Genomic DNA, 19,187 nt, shown 5'->3' on the forward strand with positions numbered 1-19,187 from the left:
GATTACCGCCTAGTAACTAAACTACTTTCACTAAAAGCCTTACCGATAAGGAAGGTTGTCAGTCATGTAACTGACTGATGAGGTGTTTAAGGAGCAATACATGAATGATGTAATACAATTATCGGAGCTTGGTGAAATAATAACAGGAAATACTCCGAGTACATCTGATAATGCAAATTATGAATCGGATGATATTCTATTTGTTAAGCCAAGTGATATATCGAACGATAGAATATCCTATATAGAGAATACTGAAAATTATATATCAAATTATGCTAAAGGGAAGGCTCGTGTAGTATCAAGTGATACAGTGTTTTGTACCTGTATAGGTATAATCGGCAAAGTTGGTATAGCAACAAAAGAAAGTGCTTTTAATCAACAGATAAATGCTATTATTCCAGATAAAGAGAAGGTGACAAGTTATTATCTTGCGTATGCACTTATGGCAAAGCGGAATTATATGCAAGCTAAAGCCAATGCAGCCGTGGTTCCTATCATTAATAAAACTCAATTTGCGGAACTTAAAATCAAATATGTATCTTTGGAAGAGCAAAGACGCATAACAGATAAATTTCAGTTGATAGACTCTTTGATAGCAAAGAGAGAAAAACAAATTGAGACAATAGAATACCTTGTCAAATCACGGTTTGTAGAGATGTTTGGCGACCCAATTGTAAATTCAAAGGGATTGCCCACTGAGGCAATAGGGGATGTTTGCTTGTTAAAAGCTGGTGTTACGACATCTGCGCAGGATATACATGAACAATCAGATGATGAGCATAATATTCCATGTTATGGTGGGAATGGTGTACGTGGATACGTAAGAACAGCAACTTATCAGGGAGATTATGCAATTATAGGCAGACAGGGGGCGTTGTGTGGAAATGTGCAGTTTGCCCATGGTAATTTTCATGCAACAGAACATGCCGTGTTAGTGACACCTAAAATACCATTCAATTTGACGTGGTTGTATATCACACTGAGAGAAATGAACTTGAATCGTTTTCATACTGGTGCGGCACAGCCTGGATTAGCTGTTAAAACGCTTAATAGGGTAAGAATTATGATGCCGGATATTGAACTTCAAAATCGATTTGCAGAGTTAGTAGTTCAGGCCGACAAATCGAAACTTGCTATTCAAAAAAACATTGAAACATTGCAAAAATTAAAATCGAAACTTATGCAGGATTATTTTGGATAAGGAATGTTATATGTATGCCCGAACTTAGTCGTTTGGCAGGAATGCTCATATCTTATGGTGAATTTGTCGTCTAGCAAAGCATCGATACATTGCAAACTTTGAAGGACAGGTTTATGCAAGATTACTTCAAGTGATGACTCCGTGTCGTATTTTTGAATTTTAGAGATTTCCTAATACAAAGCTTCTCTGAAAAATATCTACTTACTAATAGTTATTGATAACGTCTTAGGGAGAAAATATGAAAAACACAGGCATAGAATATGAAAAGATTGTTCAAAAAGTTTTTCAATCAATTCTTAATCAAAAATCTGTAGAAAATATAACTGTAGAACATGACGTTACCCTTCAAGGAAAAAGCACAACTCATCAGATTGATGTTTATTGGAAATTCTCTGATGGAATTTCCCAATATTCTACAATCGTACAAGCAAAAGACTACAGTAGCAGAGTATCTCAAGAAAAGTTATTAGCATTCAAAAGTGTTATCGATGATTTACCAGAACGTTCCAAAGGTATATTTGTCACAAAAACTGGATATCAAAGAGGGGCAAAAGCATATGCTGAAGCAAATGATATTCTTTTATATGAGCTGCGACATCCTACTGATGATGACTGGAATGGATATATTCGTGATATCTCAATAAAACTAACAATGTTTACTCCACAAATTAGCAACTTTACAACATATATTGATAAAGATTGGGCTTGTAAAAATTATCCTGATGCTATGGATAAAATAAATATACATTCTTTTACCGAAAATGATTTCCTGTACAATGAAAAGGGAGATAAGACTATCCCTGTACTAAAATTAGTAAACAACCTAATAAACGCTCAGTCTGCTGAGTCGTCATCGACAGTCGTCGAAAAGGTTTTTTTAGAACCAACTTTCATATATTATGGTAAATATGATATAAAGTTGTTAAAAATAAATAAAATATCATTTATGGTTGATTATAATAGATATGACGATACTATAGAAATACACGGTGATGACATTGTGAAGTTTATATTAAAAAATGTTCTCAAAAACGAGACCAATAATGTAGATCCATTATTCAATGTTCATTTGTAAAGTATACTTTACAAATGAACATAATCTTACGTTGCATTACCTGTTAAAGTGATTTAGCTTCCCCTAAAGGGGCAGGACCTTTAATAGTTGTTCATTATCGGTAAGGTTTCCACATTTTGATATTTTGTAGCAACTGATAAATCAAAATATGTATTTGAACAGTTTATAAAATTAGTAAAGTAGCTAAAATATCAAAGCATAACTTATGAATTAAGGTGTAGAACTTGATAGATATACATTACATAGGGAAGTTAAACAAAGAACTATATCAGGTAGTAACGGCAGATATTGACAGTGATGAAGTCATAATTACAGATGAGCGAATTGAACATATAGCACTACATCATCCGGGAGATTATGAAAGATATAAGCAGTATATGCTGGAAGCAATACAATGTCCCGATTACATCGTGGAAGCCAACCGACCTAATACGGCGTTGATTTTGAAGGAAATAAGGATAGAGGGGCGAGTCTTTAAGCTGATTTTACGACTAAAAACCTCCACAGACCCTTCTAACTTCAAAAACTCAATAATAACTTTTTTAAGAACAGACACAAAAGAATGGAATAGAATTGTACGCAATAAGAAAATTCTTTACAGTCGTAAGGATAAGTAGTACAATGTAAGTAACAAAGGAATAGTTATCTGAGGTGGTAGATTTCGTCCGGACCACACGCCGATGGCATGACAGAGGAAACTCGAGTAGATGCAGGAGAAGCGGACGCCTGCCGGATAGCTATTCTGATTAGAGAGAACCGTTCTCGTATGAGGACGGTTTTTCTGCTATAACGAGGAATGAGGAATAGTGCTCTGTTATGGGACAGGGAGGGGAAATTATGGCCTCAAATTTTGACTTTGTAAATCAGGAATCTCAATGGATAAATATAGCTGAGCGGGCCATAAAAGCAGAACAGGGGATGGCGATTGCGCCGGAGGTGGCGGCTATCTTTGGCCGTTCGGCCATGGAGCTGGGTATCAAGTGGGTTTATCGTGCCGAGGGGATGGATACGAGCGACCCGTATAAATATGGCAAGGATAGAGAGCTGTTTGCTCTGCTGAAGGATAGAAGTTTTTGTGAAGTGGTGGGGGATGAGAAGCTACTCCACATGCTTGACCAGTTGCGCCTGTTCGGCAATCGGGCCGCGCATGGTGGGCGGCCTCTTACGCATGAGGATGGTGTACTGGCCCTTAGAATCCTGTTTGAGTTTCTGAGTTGGATGGCCTATTGCTATACGTCGATTCAGGGCGAAATGGTCTTTGATGAAAGTCTTTTGCCGTCTTCGGATGATAAGGCAACGGTCAGTCAGCAGGAAATCCAAAAGCAGGCAGAGAGTATCGCGAAGAAAGATGCCGCTCTGGCGCAGAAACAGCATGAGCTGGAGGAAAAGAATCAGGAACTCGATGATATAAGGGCAAAGAACGAGCAGCTGCAACAGGAGCTTATTCGTCTGCGCAAGGAACGTCAGGCACAGGGCGAGTTCCATGTCAATCCGATTACGGAGGCGGAAACCCGCAAGCGCTATATCGATTATGACCTTGAAGCGGCAGGCTGGATAATCGGCGATAACTGCCGCATTGAGGAAGAAGTTTCCGGCATGCCTAATGCCTCCAATACAGGCTTTTCGGATTATGTGCTTTATGGCAGAGATCAGAAGCCTTTGGCCATTGTGGAGGCCAAGCGTACGAGTTTCGACCCGGAGAAGGGGGCAAAACAGGCAGAACTCTATGCTAATAGTTATGAGGCAAAGTATGGCCGTCGGCCCTTTATCTTTATGACCAATGGCCTGCGTACGGTATTTCTAGATGAGCAGGGCGGGTATCCCCGCCGCGATGTGTCGGGGTTCTTTACGCAGGACGATTTGCAGATGCGCATGGACAGGCGCGGGATGCAGCAGACGTTGGCCGAGGTCGAACCGAATCACGACATTGCCGGCAGACCTTACCAGATTGAGGCGGTCAAGGCGGTGGAAGAGGCATTTGACCACAAGCGCAGGAAAGCGCTTATCGTGCAGGCAACGGGAACGGGCAAGACCCGTGTAGCCATCAGTTTATCGGATGTGCTTTTTCGTGGCGGCTGGGTGAAGCGTATTCTGTTTTTGGCTGACCGTACCGCGTTGGTGCGTCAGGCCAAGCGCAGCTTTATGGATTTTTTCAGCAATGAGATTCCTATGGCCAGTCTGATGGATAGCCGGGATGATGCGGCGACGGCGCGGATTATCTTCAGTACCTATCCCACCATGATGAACGCCATTGATACGGCAAAGAATTCGGAGGGGCGCAGATTGTTTTCGCCAGCTGCCTTTGACCTTATCATTATCGATGAGAGCCATCGCAGTATCTATCAGCGGTATCAGGCGATTTTCCAGTATTTCGATGCCATGCTGCTGGGCCTTACGGCAACGCCGAAGAATGAAGTCGACAAGAATACGTATCGCCAGTTTGAGCTGGAGGCAGGCAATCCTACCTTTGCTTATCCCTATGATGAGGCTGTGGCGCAGAAGTATCTTGTGCCCTATGAGCAGTTTGAGCGTACCACGGACCTCATGAAGAATGGTTTGCATTATAAAGACCTAAGCGAAGAGGATAAGGCGCACTATGAGGATGTGTTCGGCGTGGCAGGTGACAATGCCCCGGATATTCTGAGCTCGGACTTCAATAAATATGTGTTCAACCGTCAGACGGTGCAGATGGTTCTCAAGGATTTGATGGACATGGGGCAATATATCGCTGGCGGGGATAAGCTGGGCAAGACCATCATCTTTGCCAAGAATCGCAAGCATGCGAAATTCATCGTGGATATTTTCCATGAAATGTATCCGGAGTTTGGCGATGCTTTCATTCAGCAGGTAGATGGCAGCATTGATTATCACGAGCAGATCATTGATGATTTCTGCACGCCGGATAAGATGCCGCAGATTGCTGTTTCTGTTGATATGCTGGATACCGGCATTGATGTGCCGGAGGTGCTGAATCTGGTATTCTTCAAGATGGTGCGGTCGTATAGCAAATTCTGGCAGATGATAGGCCGTGGCACACGCCTTTGCCCAAATCTTTTTGGCCCAGGGCAGGATAAGCGGAAGTTTTATATCTTTGACTATGGCGGGAACTTTGAATACTTCAGCCTGCAGGGCAACGAACTGAAGGAGTCCAAGAACCAGCCGTCCCTGGTGGAGCGCATCTACAATTTGCAGGCCAATCTCTATCTGCTGCTGCATAAGGACAAAGATGCCGAGCGGCAGGCGTTTGCACAGGAGTTGTTTGAGGAACTGCATGGCAAAGTTATGGCCTTGGATGATGATAGTTTCCGCGTTATCCAGAATCGCCAGCAGGTGGAGAAGTATCGGGATAGGCGCAGTTGGGCAAGTCTAACGGCAGATGATGTGGCAGAGATCGGTAAATATATAGCGCCCATCATACCTGCACAGGATGAGGATGTAATGGCCCGCTTCTTTGATCAGAAGCTGTACGGCATTATGTATGACTATCTGATGGCAAAAGATATTACGGTAAAGGCACAGCAGGTAGAAGAAACGGCCGATAAACTGAGTTCTCCGAATTTGCAGACCATTCCCCAGATAAAAGCGAAACAGCCCTTTATCCAGCAGGTGCGTTATCCCGAATTTTGGGAGGATGTGACAGTGGACAAGCTTGAAACAGTGCGGACACAGTTACGCGATTTGCTGAAGTTCCTGGAAACTGAGAGCAGGGGGATTTATTACACCGATTTTGCCGATACGCTCATTACGGTCAGGGAACCGCATACCGTTACGCCGGAGCAGACTTCGGAAAGCTACAAGAAGAAGGTCGAACGCTATCTGAAAGAACATCAGGATAATATTGCCGTGCATAAGCTGCGCACGAATAAGCGATTGACTTCTGTTGATTTGCGGGAGTTGGAGCGGGTTCTGTGGGAAGAACTGGGAACGCATGAGGATTATCGCATTCTCTACGGAGAATGTCCTGTCGGGCTGATGGTGCGTAAAACCGTGGGGATGGACAGAGCGGCACTCGAAGAAGTTTTTGCCGAGTTCTTGTTGGAGAACCGTCTGAATCTCCGTCAGATTGACTTCGTGAAGCGCATCATTGACTATCTGGCCAAGAATGGCGAGATGATTCCCAAGGATGTTACGAAGCCAGCTTTTGCGGGGATGAACAACGTTGCGAAATTGTTTGAACGAAATAAGGATGAGGTTCGTAATATCTTTGACAAAGTAAAAGAAGTAACCAGCAACGGCAGTGAAATTGCATGATGGTAACGAAAGCATAGAAAAAGCCGGAAGGCTTGACTTGTCAGATTTGACAAGTCAGCCTTCCGGCTTTTGGTTGTTTGCTTGTTTTGGTCTTAGAAAGTCTGTGCTTATTTGGCGACTTTTACATTGTAGCCATAGATGGTCTTCCAGTCATCGCGCATGGATACCGGAATCCAGCCATTTTTCTGGCAGTCAGCTTTCATCTTGTCAGCTTTCTTCGTGTTGCCGAGATCGTTTTCGAGGTCGTCGCAGCAGAGGGAGAAGGCCAGCGATTTATATTTGTTCTTGCTGATGGTGTAGTTGAACATCGAAGCATCGCCGGAGCTGTTGCCGAAAGCAAGAACCGGCTGACGGCCGATTTCGCGGGCGATGTTGGAGACCTTGTTCATCTTGACATCTTTGAGGACGAACTGGCCGCGGACGAGTACGTCTTTGTCTTTGTCGTAGACATACTCAAGGCCATCGGTTTTACCCTGGCCCGAAGCGAGCGTCATGATGTCCGTGCCGATGAAGTGATCGCGTTTGATTGGCAGAACGCCGTTCATCAGTACGCGCTGGGCATCGCGGTCGGAACCCGAGACAATCCAGATGTCGAAGTCGTTGTTCTTGAGGTAGGAGACAACCTCGGCCATCGGCAGGTAGAATTCCTCACCGCGTTTGAGGTTCGTCAGGCCCTCAGCTGGCGTTTCCATGAACTTCTTGACAAAGGCTTCATACTCGGGCTGCGTCATGCCGGCAAAGACAGAGGCCTGCGATTTTGCTTCTTTGCCTTCCATGTCTTCCGGGATGGCCTGCTTGTCGATGGCAGCCTTGACGACCTTCGCGTACTCACGGTCTTCTTTCGACGGCGTGTAGGTCGGGTCGTTGAGCGCACGCTCGAGATACATCATCCATTCGAAGTAGCACGGCGTTCTCTCGCCGAGCAGCGTACCATCCATGTCGAAGACAGCGATGCGGTCCTCGACCGGGATGTAGTTCGGGCTCTTTTTGTTCGTCACGTCCTTGACGTAGTTGGTCAGAGCTTTGAAGGAAGCAGAATCCTGGTTCCAATACTTGAAGTCACTGCCGTTCTTCTTGACGCTGATCTGCGCGATTTCAGCGCGCGTAGCGGCCTCGACATTCATGCTGGCGCCAGTCCCGAAGACAAAGCTCATCGCCAGAAGTGCGGCACAGAGTTTCTTTTTGTTCATAAAATCATCCTTTCTTCATACCCTGTCCTCAGGCTAGCATTTTCTGAGGACAATAACCTTACGTATCCCATCGTAATATATTCGGCAAAGTGTCAGTATCTCCTCTTTAGCCCCAAAAAAAATTGAGCAAGCATGAAGCCTGAATGGCCCATGCTTGCTCGAGGGGAAATGCAACTTAATATTTGTGGAACATATCCTGGATGGCCTTGAGGTCGTGTGTCTTGGTCAAGGCGAGCTGCAAGAGGATGCGGCATTTCTGCGGATTCAGGGAATCACCATCGATGAAATGCTCATCGATATAAGACTGCTCGGCAGGGATGACCGAGCCGGATACCAGCCGCGTGCTGCGGACCACAACGATGCCGGCAGCCGAGGCTTTTGCCAGTGCTTTTTCGGCATCCTTATGGATGGAGCCATTGCCCGTACCGGCATAGACGATGCCTTTGACACCGGCTTTGATAGCAGCATCGACGAACAGTGCGTCATCGTTGGCAGTGCCATAGATGACTTTGACATACGGCAGTTTGTCGAGGTTCGTGACATCGAATTCGGAAGCCGTCGTGTTAAGGCGCGTGGTCTGTCCATAGAACTCAGGTACACCGTCGTTGACGACGCCAATCGAGCCGGCCAGCGGGGACTGGAAGGTGTTGACGGACGTGGTGTTGGTCTTCGTGACGTTGCGGGCGGCATCAATCTGATCGTTCAAGGCGACCATGACGCCACGGCCAGCAGATTTCTTATCCGCGGCAATGCGGACGGCATTGAGCAGGTTCATCGGGCCGTCGGCGCTGATGGCCGTAGCGGGACGCATGGCGCCGGTGATGACAACAGGCTTCTGGCTCTTGACCGTGAGATTCAGGAAGTAGGCAGTCTCTTCGAGCGTATCGGTGCCGTGCGTGATGACGATGCCATCGACGTTTTTATCCTTGAGCAGCGTGTTGCAGCGCTTGGCCAGCTTGAGCCAGATATCATCGGTCATGTCCTTGCTGTCGATGCTGCAGATCTGTTCGCCGGAGAGAACCGCATAGTTTTTCGTCTCGGGAACAGCGTTGAGCAGCGTGTCGATGCCAAGGGCACCCGCTTTGTAGCCAGTGGTCTTGGTGTCGGAGGCAGCGCTGCCGGCGATGGTACCACCGGTAGCCAGCACTTTGATGTCAGGCTTGTCTCCCGTGGCAGCACTGGCAAAGCATTGGCCGCCAGCCATCATCGCAGCCAGCATCATGGCAACAAGTGGACGTTTCATTTTCATAGAAATAACACCCTTTCCATAAATAAATAGTTTTTATCAACCCATAAGATATTCTAACCATTCACTAGGCAAAACTACGGAAAACTATAAAAAAACTACAAAAATCTCGGCAAGAAATTCATTTTTTAGCTAATTTTCATGAATATAGCAGGAACGTCTAAGAAAGGGAGGTTATCCTAAAAAAGGATTTTATATGGCGGCTGGCTTTGCAACTGGCCGCAAAGTGCCCGCAGGGCGGAAAGAGGGATGAAAATGGATGATAAGAATGAACAGCTGCAGCAAGAGGCTGCGCGGCTGACCGAGAAGGTAAAAGGTGATACAGCTGAACCAGGAGCGGTAGAAAAGCCAGGCCTGGCGTCGCGGATGCTGCGTGGTTTTGGTAAATGGGTAGTGTATGCGGTCGCGGCATTGCTGGTTATCTATGTGATCAAGCCGGCCATCTACGAGCATATGGATGCCTCGGCGGCAGCAGAGATGACGGAGGCTGAGAAGCAGGAGTCCATGGGGCTGCCGCTTAAGATTTCCAAACCGCCGCAGGGCAAGAGCACGACCTTGAATCGTGAGGAACTTCGCTGGATGGCTATGATGGATATCAAGCTGGAGGCTATGCGCCCACATATCAACCAGTATAACAACAAAGCGATTGATGAATTCAATGCGATGATCAATGAATACAATGCCCGCTGCGGCGAATTCCGTTATAGACGTTCTGATTTGCAGACCGTGCGCAATGAAATGGAAAAGTACCAGGAGCAGATCAAGCAGAAAGCGCGCGAAGAAGTCCAGGCCAAGGGCTGGGATAAGGCTCCTGAAAAATCTAAAAAATAATGTTTGACAAACAAAGTATACGATGCTATACTATTAACCGTTGATGACGCACGTAAGTGTCATTTTGCCGGAATGGCGGAATTGGCAGACGCAGCAGACTCAAAATCTGCCGTTGGCAACAACGTGCCGGTTCAAGTCCGGCTTCCGGCACCATTAGTGCTATCAAGGCCTCGCGATGTTTTCGCGGGGTCTTTTTTCGTGTGTGTTATGTTTGGGGAGCCATTTTAGAGCTATGAGATTTTTTATGAAAAATGAGGCTATTGCATGCTGTTTACATGCAATAGCCTCATTTGCCAAGGTCGTTTTCTTAGCTGAAGATTGTCAGCACCCTGCTATCGGGCCGTTGGAGCCGCCGAGGAATATGCAGAAGGCGGTTTTCCCGTTTTTCTTAGTTTTTCCCAGTCCTACACCAAGAAAGGCACAGGCATTAAACCCTTCTGACGTCGACTTTCTTTTTCCCGTATTATGCGGACGGCCGGCAGCAGCTACCTGCTCGAGTTCGTCATATGCCAAGGTCATTTTCTTCAACTGCTCATGCTCGTATGTCTTCAATTCCGCAAGGGTGAAGGGGAGACCGATTTCTTTTGCCAGTGGGAGGACAATAGCCTCAGCTGCCTTTTCACGCATGGCAGCATCATCTGCCGAAGTGTCATTTGTCTCTGCGAAGGCCTTATCGAGGTTGTTGAGCTTTTCTGCCAGCACTGCGTCCTGTGCCAGCTGCTCAAAGAATTTTGCCACATTTTCCGTTGCCATGATGTATTCCTCCCTTTTGTTCAGGTATCTTTCTGTCCTTTATATTTCCGAAGGGGCAAAAGTGTTTATGGTTTATTTACCGTTTTAGTTTCAGCAGTTTCTCATACCATCCCCCGCGGAAGAACGCGCAGGTGTCTTCGTCCCGGGCCAGAAGGTCATCGCCGTGGCCCGATGCGGCCACGCGGCCGCGGCAGCCGCCCGCGCAGCGGTTTCTGAATCCACAGGCTTTGCAGCCTGGATTATGGGCGAAATAGTCCCGCAGCCGCGTGTCGATAAAGCCCATATAATGCGAATCACGGAGGGCATCGGCTAATTTCGTTTCCCTTATATTGGGGAAGTGGCGCCGCCCGCCTTCGGTGCTGCCCATGGGAATGCAGGGAACCATGGATCCTTCGGCGGTGATATACATATAGTTGCGTGCATGACCGCATAGACAGTAAGCGCTGCAATCCTCCGCTTCGTCGTTTTTCACGAAAGGAATCGTAAAGTCATCCATACCATCGCTGTGGAAAAAGCCTGACAGCATCAGGGAGAGCGGCGCACCGTCCTCATAAAAATGCGGGATATAATCCAGGTAGGTTTGGAACTCTTCGCTGCGGGTGATGGCGCAATCGGTGATGCCCAGCGCTTCGCCTTCAAGATTCAGACGATTTACTTTCAAGGTCTGGCAGCCTAGTTCGCCTAGCAGCTTGATGCTCTCCCGCAGTGCTGACAGGTTCCCCTTGTGCAGGCAGTATTCTGCCCCCGTGGGAAAGCCCCGCTCCTTGCAGAGGGCAAAGGCCCGGCGTACAGCCTTTTCAGCTCCGGGAACGCCCCGCAGCCAGTCATGGCAGCCGATGCCATCAAAGCTCATGTTGAACTCTGGCCTAAGGCCTCGCCGCTCGAACTCGTCCAGCGTCTTTTCGTTCACCAGCAGGCCATTGGACATGACGGTGACGATGAGGATATCCGCTGCAAGCAGTGCATCCACGATGGCGAAAAAGTCCCGCCGCATGAGTGCCTCGCCGCCTGTCAGCGACACGGTGCGGACGCCTGCGGCCTCCATCTGCCGGATGATTTCGAGGCAATCCTCCAGGGAGGGATCAGCTTCTGTATGTTTTCCGGCTGACATATAACAATGGCGGCAGCGGCAGTTGCAGTTGCTGGTGATGGCCCAATGGATGGAATAGAGGAAGCGGTTCGGATAAGCACGGTAACTCTGCTCTGCAGATAAGGGCGCAGGCTTTTCGCATGTTACCAGAATCTCAGCCGCGCATAGCTCGGAGAGTATCTGCTTTTCTTCGGCAGAAAAGAGTGCACTCCCGACAGGCAGGGAGCCACAGGCCTTTTGCAAGGTATGGTAAACGGCAGGGGGCAGGAATTCCACTGCTCCCGAAAGGCGCTGTACGATGCCTGTAGGCAAAAGCTCCCAGCCCCGCAGCCGGAATTCGTCTTTCAGTTTGTAGTACATGGAATCACCTCGTTTGCTGTTGCACATTCATCGGATCTGTTTTTTGTCATACATTCTGCAGGCAATGCGGATTTCCTGCAAGGAAAAACGAAGGGCTGCTGCATGTGATGTGTGAACATTCATGCAACAGCCTTGTCTATTTGGCAGGTGGTCACTTTTGGTGCTGGCTTAACCGGCTGAACCAACGCCTGCAATGCGAGTCATCGGCGGCGTGGCAACCGCATTCTTTTTCATTCCACGTGATCTGGCTTCATCCTGCACACTGGCCGTAAGGTCGCCAACTCTTTGGTTGTAATAGCGCATTTGCGTCTGCCCGCAATCAAGGTTCCACTGAATCATTTGTCTGGTCACATCGCCTTTGGCGTAGTCATAAAACTCGTTCTGGTTGAGGGTGCGATTATATACGACGTAGTACTTTTTGCCATCTACCCAGATGTCCTTGCCGCGCCCGTAGCCGTAATCGAAGCTGCCCGATACCAGGGAAAGTTCCTTGTCCGTCATGCGGTTGTTGTTCATGAGATTCTTAGCCATTTTATTTTCCTCCTCACATCTTTGGGTTTGTTGTCTTGCTTTCTGTTCTTTATATCCTCGGATGCGAAAAGTGTTTAGGAGTGATAGAAAAATATTCGTTCCGCTGTGAAAAGGAAGGCAAGCTTATCATGGGAGCTGGGCCAGAGACGTATACCAGTCCTGCATAACGGCAAGTGCTTCGGCATGTTCTTCGCGCGGGATAGCCTGGTAGAGCGTCTTTTCGCCATCCGGGCGGCTTTCAAGGACATAGGTGCTGCCGTCGCGTTGAAAGAAAGCCAGGGAGACTTTTTCGCCGGGCAGGGTAAGGGTTACCAGCTCGCCTTGTGGTGCTTTTTTGTCGGGGACGGTTTCAAAGGTATTGCCGTAGAGCAGCATATTGACGAAGGAGGCAGCCTGGAGACGATTGCCAGTGCGCGGGTTCTGGTCATTTTGGGCTAAAGTATATTTTGTTGCGGGTTTGTAGCTGATACGGGCGAGATGAATGCCGATCGGACTGTTGTCGGCGGTTAAGGCAATCAGGCCGTTATCGGCGATGAAATGCTGAGGTACATCGTTATGGGCCCAGGCACAGAGCTTGCTCCATGTTTCTTGATCCTGCCGCATGGCGTCTGCTGACTCCCGCATATAGCGCACATCCGTAGGATGATAGAAGATAAAATAGCTGCCGGCTTGGTCCTGGGCGAATAATTCCCTGCCAGACATATCTGCGCAAAGCATCTCATGAAGCTCGGTTTCTGTGACTTTGCCGATGGCAAAAAGCCAGCCTGCGCCATCGTAGGCTGGCATCTCTTTTTTGGCTGCTTCGACGGACGCCCGTTCCGCAACGGAAAAAAGCTGCTGGCCACTACCTGTTTTTATCAGCAGCAGGTGGTCAAGGTCCCGGGGAATCCGCAGATAGAGACCGGCCTGCTGGTAGATGCAGGTCTTGAGGCTGGCGGTGGCGCTGGGGGGCGTGGCGGCTTTTTCCATGGCTGTACCACTGCTCCAAGGAATGAGCAGGGAAAATGCTGTGAGCGCCGTTGCTGTCAAGTTCTTGTAACGCATAAGTATTCTCCTTCCGTTTGTTTCTTTGCTTCTGGCATAGTGCCTGGCGGATATTCTTTACTTCTGGATGTTTTCTGAAATTCCTCTCTGGTTGGAGCTGGAGCGTGAAAAAGAGCCATCAATAAGCTGGATGATCTTGCGCTTATTGATGGCTCTTGGCGTTTATTTGTCGTCGATCGTGACTTTGTTGCGGCCCTGACGCTTGGACTGGTAGAGGGCGTTGTCGGCACGGGAATAGAGGCTGGTGAAGTTATCGGTGGGCCGGGAGATGGTGCAGCCGATGCTCATGGTGACCGGGTGCTGCTGATTCCCGTAGGAGATCTCGCTGGGAATCGTGGAGCGGATGCGTTCGCAGAGTATCTGGGCGTATTCCCGCGAGGGGACGTTGGGGAGGTAGATGCAGAATTCGTCGCCACCCATGCGGCCGACGATGTCAGTGTGGCGGATGTGCTCGCGGATCACGCGGACGATGCTGCATAAGACCTCGTCGCCAGCCTGATGGCCAGCCGTGTCGTTGATGGATTTGAAATAGTCGATGTCGAGCATGATGAAGGCGCTCGGCGTCTGGTCCTTGAGGGCGAGGCGGATGAGTTCGTGGACGGCGCCGCGGTTGTAGACCCCCGTTAGGTGGTCGATGGCTGCCTGGCGTTCGAGCCGCTTCTCGCGCAGCATCTCGGCGGTGACGTCGTAGAAGAAACCGATGGTATGGTGCACAGCCTGCTTCCTGTCGATGAAGTTGTGCGCGGTCACGCGATAGAAGCAGGTATGGCTGCTGTCGTAAGTAAGGCAGAGGTTGGCTGTTTCGTCCGGGCTTTGCATGGCCTGCTTGAGGAAGCGGATGCCGACCTGGGCAAAGGGTGTGCTGGCCTGGCTGGCTGCGCTGGAGAAGGGGTGGATCTTCTCGGGCAGCTGCAGGGCCGTGGCGCAGGCGGCTGAAAGGCGCATGGTATCGTGGATGGGGTCGTAATCGAACACATAGAGCCCCGCTGCCTCACAAAGCCACTGGAAGTAATCATGCTGTTCGGTGCGCCGCTGGTGTTCCCAGTAAAGCAGGAACGTCAGGGCGAGTATGATAAGTACCAGGAAAAGGGCAATTTCCATGGATAAGTTCATAGTCATCGTTCCTTTGTTGTTTGGATTTGTCGCTGAATTGACACACTTATCTGTGTAATCATCATATCATAGTTGCGAGTGATAGTAAACGCTGGCCGCGGCGCTGCGGGGGAAAAAGAAAGAAAATGTCAAGACTGTTTATGAAGAATTTCCCGTGGTATACTGTCATAGGTACCGGACAAAATAGGACATATGTCCGCTTTGATGCAAATTATGTGTGAAGGAGAATCGTGATGACTGTAGATACACAGGGGAAAGAACTGGCTTGCATTGATAAACTGGGAACGATGTGCGCGATGAGCGCGTGGACGGACGACCAGCTGCAGGATGTATTGGATCTCTTGCGTGATTATGGTGCGAGCCGGGAACAGGATGGCTATGCTGCCGGTTATGAGGCGGCTCTCAACGACGCTGTGGCTGCGGCGGAACGCACTACAGTCGGCTGATTTTCGATAAATTTGTGCCTGCCGGGCAAAAATGATTGACGAATGCAAGATAATTCGTTATAATACGTCGTGTTATCAAAGTGAAAGGGGATTACTCACTATGGCAAAAGAAGTACTTAGCAAATCCGCACTGGTAGATAAAGTTGCAGAGGCTGCTGGCGTATCCAAGAAAGATACGAAAGCTGTTGTCGATGCACTGCTCGAAACGGTAAAGGAGAGCGTTAAAGCTGATGCTGAGATCCGTCTCATCGGCTTCGGTACGTTCAAGAAAGCTCATCGCAATGCACGTCAGGGCCGTAACCCGCAGACGGGCGCTACGATCGAGATTGCTGCTAGCGATAGCCTGGCATTCAAATCCAGCGTCAAATACTAATCCTTTGCGATTAGCGATACGCGGTTGAGTATCCAGAAAGAGCCTGACAGGATTGTCCTGCCGGGCTCTTTTTCGTAGGAGGGGTGACAGTGAAGAAATCGCATATCATCCTGGCGGCGGCGATCCTGTATCTGCTCATCATGGTCATCGGCGGCATGGCGTATTATGCGTACAGCGTCCAGCATGAGCAGCAGCAGGCAAAGATAGAGCAGGAGGCGCAGCAGGAGATCGATGCACGGCGTCAGGCGCGTGAGGCGGCCGACAAGGCCCGTGAAGCGAAGGACGAAGGGGAGAAGCCGCGTAAGGCTGTTGCAAGGCGTGAGCGGGCGGCTGGCGAGATGTGGGAAGAGACGATCAATGGTGTGACCTACTATAAGCACCATTGGCCGAAGAAACTGCCGACGGGGGTCTATCTGCGGCCCTTTGTCGCTGCGCAGAATGACCGCTGTGTACTGAAGAACGATATCTATTACTACTATTCGATCACCGATGCGGAGCAGACGGCTTGGATCATGGGGGACCGGCTCGACATCTATGCGGGCGGGCAGACGGCAACACTCGTGCTCGACCCGTCAGAGCTGCGCAAGCATATGTCTTCCGACGCGTCCTGGCTGTCGGAGAATTATGTGATGAATGCCGATGCGGCGACGCTGGCAGCCTTCCGCCAGATCATCGCTGCGGGGGCGGCGACCCTCGTGTATTACAAGGAGGGGGGAAAGTCGCGCCGCCATGATATGAGTGCCCAGGAAATCCAGAATATCCGCGAGATGGTGGAGCTCTATGATGCGCTGCGCCAGGAGTGATGTGGCCATTTTAATGGACGATTAATTGACAGATGGCGCGAAAACGATTACGCTAGTACTTGGTATTTCTCAGGTATTCCAGAAAGGAGTTTTTCCATGCGAAAAACAGCATTGTTGACGCTGGGTGCATTGCTGGCGGCTTCGTCGGCGGTCATGGCTGCACCGGTCAATCAGATGGCCGCAAATGAGACGGCAATTGGGGTGGGGACGAACGAGTCCTACCTTGAACATAAGGTGAGCGGCAAGGCTACGGTTGGCGCGCAGCTGGCCCGCCGCGACCAGTATGGTGACCAGAAGGACCTCTACCTGCAGTATGATGTCGTGGGCTCCCAGGTCAAGCTCATCGGCGGCTACCGCTGGGATCTGCCGGGCGATAAGAACCAGCTCTTTGGCGGCGTAGCAGTCAGCACGCCGAGGGTCATGGGCTTTGATGCCTATGCGTCCTATGTCGCTGGCAAAGACTTCAACGAGGTGTCGGTCGGTGTCAACAAGAACCTGCTGCTCAACGTTGACCTCAACATCAACTATCACAACTTCAAGCCGGAGAACGGCAAACGTGAAAACGGCGTTGGCGCCGGCGTGACGGTCAAGTTCTGATCGCTTTCCTGTGCCAACAAAAAAACTCCGTCGGGAATATCCCGGACGGAGTTTTTGTTTGGCTGGATTCAGTCCTGTGCGTCGAACAGCGGCAGCGGCTCGAGGAAGATGATGTCATCGCGCTTGGAGGCATCGCCCTCAGCCAGTACGCAGGCTTCGCCGACGACCTTGCCGCCTGCTTTTTCGGTCAACTCGCGCAGCGCCTTCATGGAGCCGCCCGTGCTGATGACGTCGTCGAGCAGCAGCACGTTCTTGCCCTTGATGCGGTCGACATCGACGCCGTCGAGGCAAAGGTTCTGGACGCCTTTCGTGGTGATGGAGATATCCTCGACCCAAATGGCGTTCTCCATGTAAGCCTTGACGGATTTGCGGGCTACGATGTAGCGCGGCATGCCAAGCTCGCGGGCCAGATCGGCAGCGAGGGGAATGCCCTTCGTCTCAGCGGTCAGGATGATGTCGGTATCTGCCGGGATCTTCTTGGCCAGCTCTTTGGCGCAGGCCAGCGTCAGATCCGGATCGCCCAGCATGATGAAGCCGGCGATGGCCAGTTTATCCGTGACGTTCAGGATCGGCAGGGAGCGCGTGCAGCCTGCAACAGTCAATTCATAAAATCTATCAGCCATAGTACACCTCTCTCGTTTAGTACCCACCTATTATACTCTCTTTCCCCGCTGTGTGCAAATGAATATGATAATTCGGTGAAAAGTTGTATAAAATTAGAGTTTATACCTTGTACTGGCGCGGGTTTTGTAATAGAATACACCCATGAGACTAAATTTTCTGTTTGGTCTTAAATCTACAAGATAAGGTCGTGTTAATGTGTTATGAAGAGTTTCAGACTCACGGAAAAGGAAATGAACAAGATGGCAGAGCGGATTCCGACGCCATTCCTCGTCGCATCGCTGGATAAAGTTGAGGAGAACTACCAGTTCATGCGAAAGCACTTGCCGAGCGCAGGTGTCTATTACGCGATGAAGGCGAATCCGACGCCGGCCATCCTCAAGCTGCTGGCATCGCTGGGCTCGCATTTCGATGTGGCTTCGGCTGGCGAGATGGAGGCTCTGGCAGAGCTGGGCATCGATGGCTCGCGGATGATTTACGCCAATCCTGTAAAGGATGTGCGTGGCCTGCAGGCGGCTGCTGTCTATGGTGTGCGCCGCTTCACCTTTGACGACGTGACGGAGATCGGCAAGATGGCCAAATACGTGCCAGGGGCTGATGTGCTGGTGCGCATCCAGGTGCGCAACAACAAGGCGCTGGTCGATCTCAACACGAAGTTCGGTGCGCCGATGGAGGAGGCCCTCGACCTGCTGGAGCAGGCTGAGAAGGCTGGCCTGCATGCGATGGGCATCTGCTTCCATGTCGGCAGCCAGTCGCTGTCGACGGCGGCGTATGAGGAGGCCCTGCTCTTGGTTCGTAACCTTTTCGATGAGGCGGAAGCTCGTGGGATGCACCTTACTGACCTCGATATAGGCGGCGGCTTCCCTGTGCCTGATGCCGATGGGCTCACGGTGGATCTGGCCGCTATGATGGAGGCCATCAACCGCCAGATTGACCGCCTGTTCCCGGATACGGCAGTGTGGACGGAGCCGGGGCGCTACATGTGCGGCACGGCGGTCAACCTCGTGACCTCAGTCATCGGCACGAAGGACCGTGGGGGCACGCCATGGTATATCCTCGACGAGGGCATCTATGGCTGCTTCTCGGGCATCATGTACGACCACTGGACCTATCCGCTCCACTGCTTCGGCAAGGGCGAGAAGAAACCGTCGGTGTTCGCGGGCCCGAGCTGCGATGGCATCGATGTGCTCTATCGCGACTTTATGGCGCCGCAACTTCATGTCAGCGATAAACTGCTCGTGACGGAGATGGGCTCCTATACCAGCGTCAGCGCCACGCGCTTCAACGGCTTCTATCTGGCCCCGACGGTCATCTTCGAAGAGCAGCCGGAGTATGCGGCGCGCCAGAGCGCGAGCCGTGACGATGATGCCGAGGCTGCGGTCTGACCTTGACATTTGCCCTTTGACCCGTCAAAATAGTAGCAGCATAGGACGAAAGGATGAAGCATAGATGGAAATCGCTGAAATCGAGCATATGCTGCTGCATGCGCTGACGGAAGAATCCGTAGGCGAAAAACTCGATGGCGCCAAATCCCAGCAGGAAGTGTATGAAGCCTTGAAGACGCTGCCGTACTTCACGCTGACGATGGAGGAGTTCCAGCAGGGAATCCAGGCGCTCAAGAACGAGCAGGCCGAAGTGCATGAGCACGAGGCAGAATGAATG

At 50.1% G+C, this 19,187-nt stretch carries 19 protein-coding genes and 1 tRNA gene; 12 read left to right on the forward strand and 8 right to left on the reverse strand.

The annotated features are described in order from the left end of the window. Window positions 1-100: 100 nt before the first annotated feature. From BM181_RS06340 to BM181_RS06355, 4 genes are all read left to right on the forward strand, one after another. Window positions 101-1,201 (forward strand): restriction endonuclease subunit S, encoded by a 1,101-nt coding sequence (locus BM181_RS06340; protein ID WP_075443079.1) that lies wholly within the window; start codon window positions 101-103, stop codon window positions 1,199-1,201. Between the two features lie 238 nt (window positions 1,202-1,439). Further along, window positions 1,440-2,276: a restriction endonuclease gene (locus BM181_RS06345; RefSeq protein ID WP_075443081.1), complete on the forward strand. Its 837-nt coding sequence runs from the start codon at window positions 1,440-1,442 to the stop codon at window positions 2,274-2,276. A gap of 224 nt (window positions 2,277-2,500) precedes the next feature. Beyond that, entirely contained in the window at window positions 2,501-2,893 is a 393-nt protein-coding gene (locus tag BM181_RS06350; RefSeq protein ID WP_256211312.1) for a PBECR2 nuclease fold domain-containing protein, read from the forward strand. Window positions 2,894-3,113: 220 nt separating this feature from the next. Beyond that, entirely contained in the window at window positions 3,114-6,527 is a 3,414-nt protein-coding gene (locus tag BM181_RS06355) for a DEAD/DEAH box helicase family protein (RefSeq protein ID WP_075443083.1), read from the forward strand. Window positions 6,528-6,634: 107 nt separating this feature from the next. Here the strand turns inward: BM181_RS06355 and BM181_RS06360 are convergent, their stop codons facing one another. After that, complete coding sequence (locus tag BM181_RS06360) at window positions 6,635-7,717, reverse strand: HAD family hydrolase (protein WP_075443085.1); 1,083 nt, start codon at window positions 7,715-7,717, stop codon at window positions 6,635-6,637. A gap of 175 nt (window positions 7,718-7,892) precedes the next feature. After that, a complete protein-coding gene (locus BM181_RS06365; protein WP_075443087.1) occupies window positions 7,893-8,966 on the reverse strand; it encodes a type II asparaginase in 1,074 nt (357 codons plus the stop codon). A 252-nt stretch (window positions 8,967-9,218) separates the two neighbouring features. Here BM181_RS06365 and BM181_RS06370 point away from each other — a divergent pair, with 252 nt between their 5' ends. Together BM181_RS06370 and BM181_RS06375 are read left to right on the forward strand one after the other, a co-directional pair. Further along, window positions 9,219-9,794 (forward strand): double-strand break repair protein MRE11, encoded by a 576-nt coding sequence (locus tag BM181_RS06370; protein ID WP_075443089.1) that lies wholly within the window; start codon window positions 9,219-9,221, stop codon window positions 9,792-9,794. 66 nt (window positions 9,795-9,860) lie between these two features. After that, window positions 9,861-9,947: transfer RNA gene (locus BM181_RS06375), tRNA-Leu, on the forward strand. A 168-nt stretch (window positions 9,948-10,115) separates the two neighbouring features. Here the strand turns inward: BM181_RS06375 and BM181_RS06380 are convergent. The 5 genes from BM181_RS06380 to BM181_RS06400 form a co-directional block, all read right to left on the reverse strand. Next, window positions 10,116-10,547, reverse strand: a complete 432-nt coding sequence (locus tag BM181_RS06380; protein WP_075443091.1) for a hypothetical protein — start codon at window positions 10,545-10,547, stop codon at window positions 10,116-10,118. Window positions 10,548-10,623: 76 nt separating this feature from the next. Then, window positions 10,624-11,997, reverse strand: coding sequence for a radical SAM/SPASM domain-containing protein (locus BM181_RS06385; protein WP_075443093.1), 1,374 nt, complete (start codon window positions 11,995-11,997; stop codon window positions 10,624-10,626). A 168-nt stretch (window positions 11,998-12,165) separates the two neighbouring features. Then, complete coding sequence (locus BM181_RS06390) at window positions 12,166-12,528, reverse strand: hypothetical protein (protein ID WP_075443095.1); 363 nt, start codon at window positions 12,526-12,528, stop codon at window positions 12,166-12,168. 126 nt (window positions 12,529-12,654) lie between these two features. Beyond that, the gene (locus tag BM181_RS06395; protein ID WP_075443097.1) at window positions 12,655-13,572 is read right to left on the reverse strand and encodes a hypothetical protein; all 918 of its coding nucleotides are present in this window, start codon (window positions 13,570-13,572) and stop codon (window positions 12,655-12,657) included. Between the two features lie 162 nt (window positions 13,573-13,734). Further along, the gene (locus BM181_RS06400) at window positions 13,735-14,685 is read right to left on the reverse strand and encodes a GGDEF domain-containing protein (protein WP_075443099.1); all 951 of its coding nucleotides are present in this window, start codon (window positions 14,683-14,685) and stop codon (window positions 13,735-13,737) included. Window positions 14,686-14,918: 233 nt separating this feature from the next. Between BM181_RS06400 and BM181_RS06405 the strand changes: the two genes are divergently transcribed. The 4 genes from BM181_RS06405 (at window position 14,919) to BM181_RS06420 (ending at window position 16,904) form a co-directional block, all read left to right on the forward strand. Continuing rightward, a complete protein-coding gene (locus BM181_RS06405) occupies window positions 14,919-15,131 on the forward strand; it encodes a hypothetical protein (RefSeq protein ID WP_075443101.1) in 213 nt (70 codons plus the stop codon). 100 nt (window positions 15,132-15,231) lie between these two features. Beyond that, window positions 15,232-15,504 carry an HU family DNA-binding protein gene (locus tag BM181_RS06410; RefSeq protein WP_033169776.1) on the forward strand — a complete coding sequence of 91 codons (273 nt, stop codon included), beginning with the start codon at window positions 15,232-15,234 and terminating at the stop codon, window positions 15,502-15,504. Window positions 15,505-15,593: 89 nt separating this feature from the next. Continuing rightward, complete coding sequence (locus BM181_RS06415; RefSeq protein WP_075443103.1) at window positions 15,594-16,307, forward strand: hypothetical protein; 714 nt, start codon at window positions 15,594-15,596, stop codon at window positions 16,305-16,307. A gap of 96 nt (window positions 16,308-16,403) precedes the next feature. After that, on the forward strand, window positions 16,404-16,904 hold the full coding sequence (locus tag BM181_RS06420) for a hypothetical protein (protein WP_075443105.1): 501 nt from the start codon (window positions 16,404-16,406) through the stop codon (window positions 16,902-16,904). Between the two features lie 68 nt (window positions 16,905-16,972). On the opposite strand, the gene BM181_RS06425 is transcribed toward BM181_RS06420, so the two are convergent. Continuing rightward, window positions 16,973-17,527 carry a phosphoribosyltransferase family protein gene (locus BM181_RS06425; protein WP_075443107.1) on the reverse strand — a complete coding sequence of 185 codons (555 nt, stop codon included), beginning with the start codon at window positions 17,525-17,527 and terminating at the stop codon, window positions 16,973-16,975. Between the two features lie 201 nt (window positions 17,528-17,728). On the opposite strand from BM181_RS06425, the gene BM181_RS06430 reads away from it, so the two are divergent. Both BM181_RS06430 and BM181_RS06435 read left to right on the forward strand, forming a co-directional pair. Further along, complete coding sequence (locus tag BM181_RS06430; RefSeq protein WP_075443109.1) at window positions 17,729-18,910, forward strand: type III PLP-dependent enzyme; 1,182 nt, start codon at window positions 17,729-17,731, stop codon at window positions 18,908-18,910. A gap of 64 nt (window positions 18,911-18,974) precedes the next feature. Then, window positions 18,975-19,184, forward strand: coding sequence for a hypothetical protein (locus BM181_RS06435; RefSeq protein ID WP_075443111.1), 210 nt, complete (start codon window positions 18,975-18,977; stop codon window positions 19,182-19,184). Window positions 19,185-19,187: the final 3 nt, after the last annotated feature.

Origin of the sequence: Pseudoselenomonas ruminantium (assembly GCF_900113715.1) — a bacterium.
In the GTDB taxonomy this organism is placed as follows: domain Bacteria; phylum Bacillota; class Negativicutes; order Selenomonadales; family Selenomonadaceae; genus Selenomonas_A; species Selenomonas_A caprae.